This is a genomic window from Mycobacterium sp., from assembly GCF_050701515.1.
Classification (GTDB): Bacteria; Actinomycetota; Actinomycetes; order Mycobacteriales; family Mycobacteriaceae; genus Mycobacterium.
This window is the reverse complement of the sequence record NZ_JBOGDB010000309.1, coordinates 1-2,235: the sequence shown is the minus strand read 5'-3', so window position 1 is coordinate 2,235 and position 2,235 is coordinate 1. Positions and strand designations below refer to the sequence as shown.

The 2,235-nt window shown below is 64.9% G+C and carries 3 protein-coding genes and 1 tRNA gene; 3 read left to right on the top strand and 1 reads right to left on the bottom strand.

Annotated features, from left to right (window positions below):
* The 3 genes from ACRDU5_RS22600 to ACRDU5_RS22590 form a co-directional block, all read left to right on the top strand.
* The coding region (locus ACRDU5_RS22600) for a ribonuclease H family protein (protein ID WP_526617223.1) at positions 1-339 on the top strand (339 nt) is incomplete at its 5' end.
* 235 nt (positions 340-574) lie between these two features.
* Positions 575-1,459: a dioxygenase family protein gene (locus ACRDU5_RS22595; protein ID WP_526617222.1), complete on the top strand. Its 885-nt coding sequence runs from the start codon at positions 575-577 to the stop codon at positions 1,457-1,459.
* 335 nt (positions 1,460-1,794) lie between these two features.
* Positions 1,795-1,953: a hypothetical protein gene (locus ACRDU5_RS22590; protein WP_526617221.1), complete on the top strand. Its 159-nt coding sequence runs from the start codon at positions 1,795-1,797 to the stop codon at positions 1,951-1,953.
* A gap of 207 nt (positions 1,954-2,160) precedes the next feature.
* Here the strand turns inward: ACRDU5_RS22590 and ACRDU5_RS22585 are convergent.
* Positions 2,161-2,235: transfer RNA gene (locus ACRDU5_RS22585), tRNA-Glu, on the bottom strand.

Sequence of the window (2,235 nt, the reverse complement as noted above, 5' to 3'; positions counted from 1 at the left end):
GGCGCGCTCGAGGCGCTCAACCGCCCGATGCGGGTCCAGATGGTGACCGACAGCAACTATCTGCGCCACGGCGTGACCGAGTGGCTGCCGCGCTGGAAGGCGAACGGCTGGCGGACCGCGGACAAACAGCCGGTCAAGAACCAGGACCTCTGGCGACGGCTCGACGACGCCCTCGCGCGGCACTCGGTCGAATGGCGCTGGATCAAGGGCCACAGCGGCGATCCGGACAACGACCGCGCCGATCACATCGCTCGGGAAGCCATCCGCACGGGCCGGAAACGGGACGGTGCGGCCGCGAATCGTCCGGGCGACGACCGGTCCGGGGCCAGCGACGCCTGATCTCTACAAGTACGATGAGAAGATGGCGCCCGGTGCTTACAAAGCTTCCGAGCAAGGCGACCGTGCTGGGCGTGATCAACCTCGCGGACAAGACGATCGAGACGCCGGAGCTGGTCGGCGAGCGCATCCGGCGGGCGTTGCCTTATGCGCCCCCCGAGCGCATCATTGTGGCGCCAGATTGCGAAATGAAATTGTCTTCCGTGCGGCGTCGCCCGCCGCAGGAACGGAGAACGCCATGTCGTACGTCACCGAAGCCAATCTCACCGACATTGCCATCGAGCGCTGGAACAATATCCCCGACCCACGCCTGCGTCAGGTCATGACCTCGCTGATCAAGCATCTGCATGCTTTCGTGCGCGAGATCGAGCCGACCAACAGGGAATGGTTCACGGCGATCGACTGGCTCACGCGCATCGGCAAGATGTCGGACGAGAAGCGTCAGGAGTTCATTCTCACCTCCGACGTGCTGGCCGTCAGCATGCTGGTCGACGCGATCAACAACCGCCTGGCGACCGGGGCTACACCTAGCACCGTCGAAGGACCGTTCCATGTCCGCGACTCGCGGGAATTGGCCGACGGCGAGGACATGGCCGACGGCGCGCCGGGCATCCCCTGCTTCGTCACCGGCAAGGTGACCGACCTCGACGGCAAGCCGGTCGGCGGGGTCATGCTCGATATCTGGCAGACCGACGGCGATGGCCTCTATGAGGCGCAGCGCCCGGGCGAAGACCAGTATATGCGCGCCATCTATCGCACCAGGCCCGACGGCTCCTACATCGTCCGCACGGTGGCGCCGATCGGTTACACGATCCCGATGGACGGCCCGGTAGGCGAGTTGATGAAGCGCACGAGAATCAGCGAATACCGGCCGGCACACATCCATTTCTGCCTGGAGGCGCCGGGTTACCACCGCATCGTCACGCATCTGTTCCAGAAGGGCGATCAGTATATCGACACCGACGTGGTGTATGGCGTGAAGGAGCCGCTGATCACCGAGTTCGTGAGGAAGCCGGCGGGCGCCAGGGTTCCGACCGGCGAGACGATGAACGAGCCGTTCTACGCGGTCCACTACGACTTCGTGCTGCAGAAGGTAGCGAAGAAGGCGGGGAAAGCCGCCTGAGCGTCAAAGCCCTGCGTAGATCCTGCGTAGGTGATGAGCCCCGGGTAGCGATCCGTCCGGGTCGCGGAAACAAACGCACTCCCGCGCGCGCCGGAGCGCTCGACCGGCCGAGTTCGACCGCGGTACCGAGCGATGTCATTGCTATGAACGTTGTTCATGCGCGGCAGCCCCTGGTGCGGCATTGCCTTCTGGCGGCATATGGTCGCCGGGTCGTGTCTCCCGAATCTCTCTCGGCGGGCCGCAAGTCGAATTGCGACGTTCGCAAATACAATCGGGGAGTATGGCCGTGCACATCGCTCTGAAATTGCGCTCCTGGTGGTCTGGAGCATCGCCTGGTGGACGATCTACGCGTCGCCGGCCCGCTCGATCCCGCGCAGGTCGCGCCCGGTAACGAGATCGGTTGGATGTTCCGGATGATTCTTTTCACGCTGATCTGGGCGGCGCTCGCCGGCGCGATCCTGCGCCGGGGCAAGCTGGTCTGGCGGCAGCGCTGAGCCCTGGTTTTTGCGGTTATCGAGCAGCCCCACGCGCGAGCCCTGCCCACTTTGCGCGAGCACCAACATGAACCTTCAGCCGCGACGCTTGTTCGAGGGCGCTCCGGCCGGGCCGATCTCGGGCGTCGAGTCCGGCCGGTTTCAGCGGCGGCTTTTCCGCAGTTTTCCGTATGTGGCTCCCTGCGATGCCCAAAGCGGCGGAAATGCTGGCGTCCCCACGGGGAATTGAACCCCGGTTTCCGCCTTGAAAGGGCGGCGTCCTGACCTCTAGACGATGGGGAC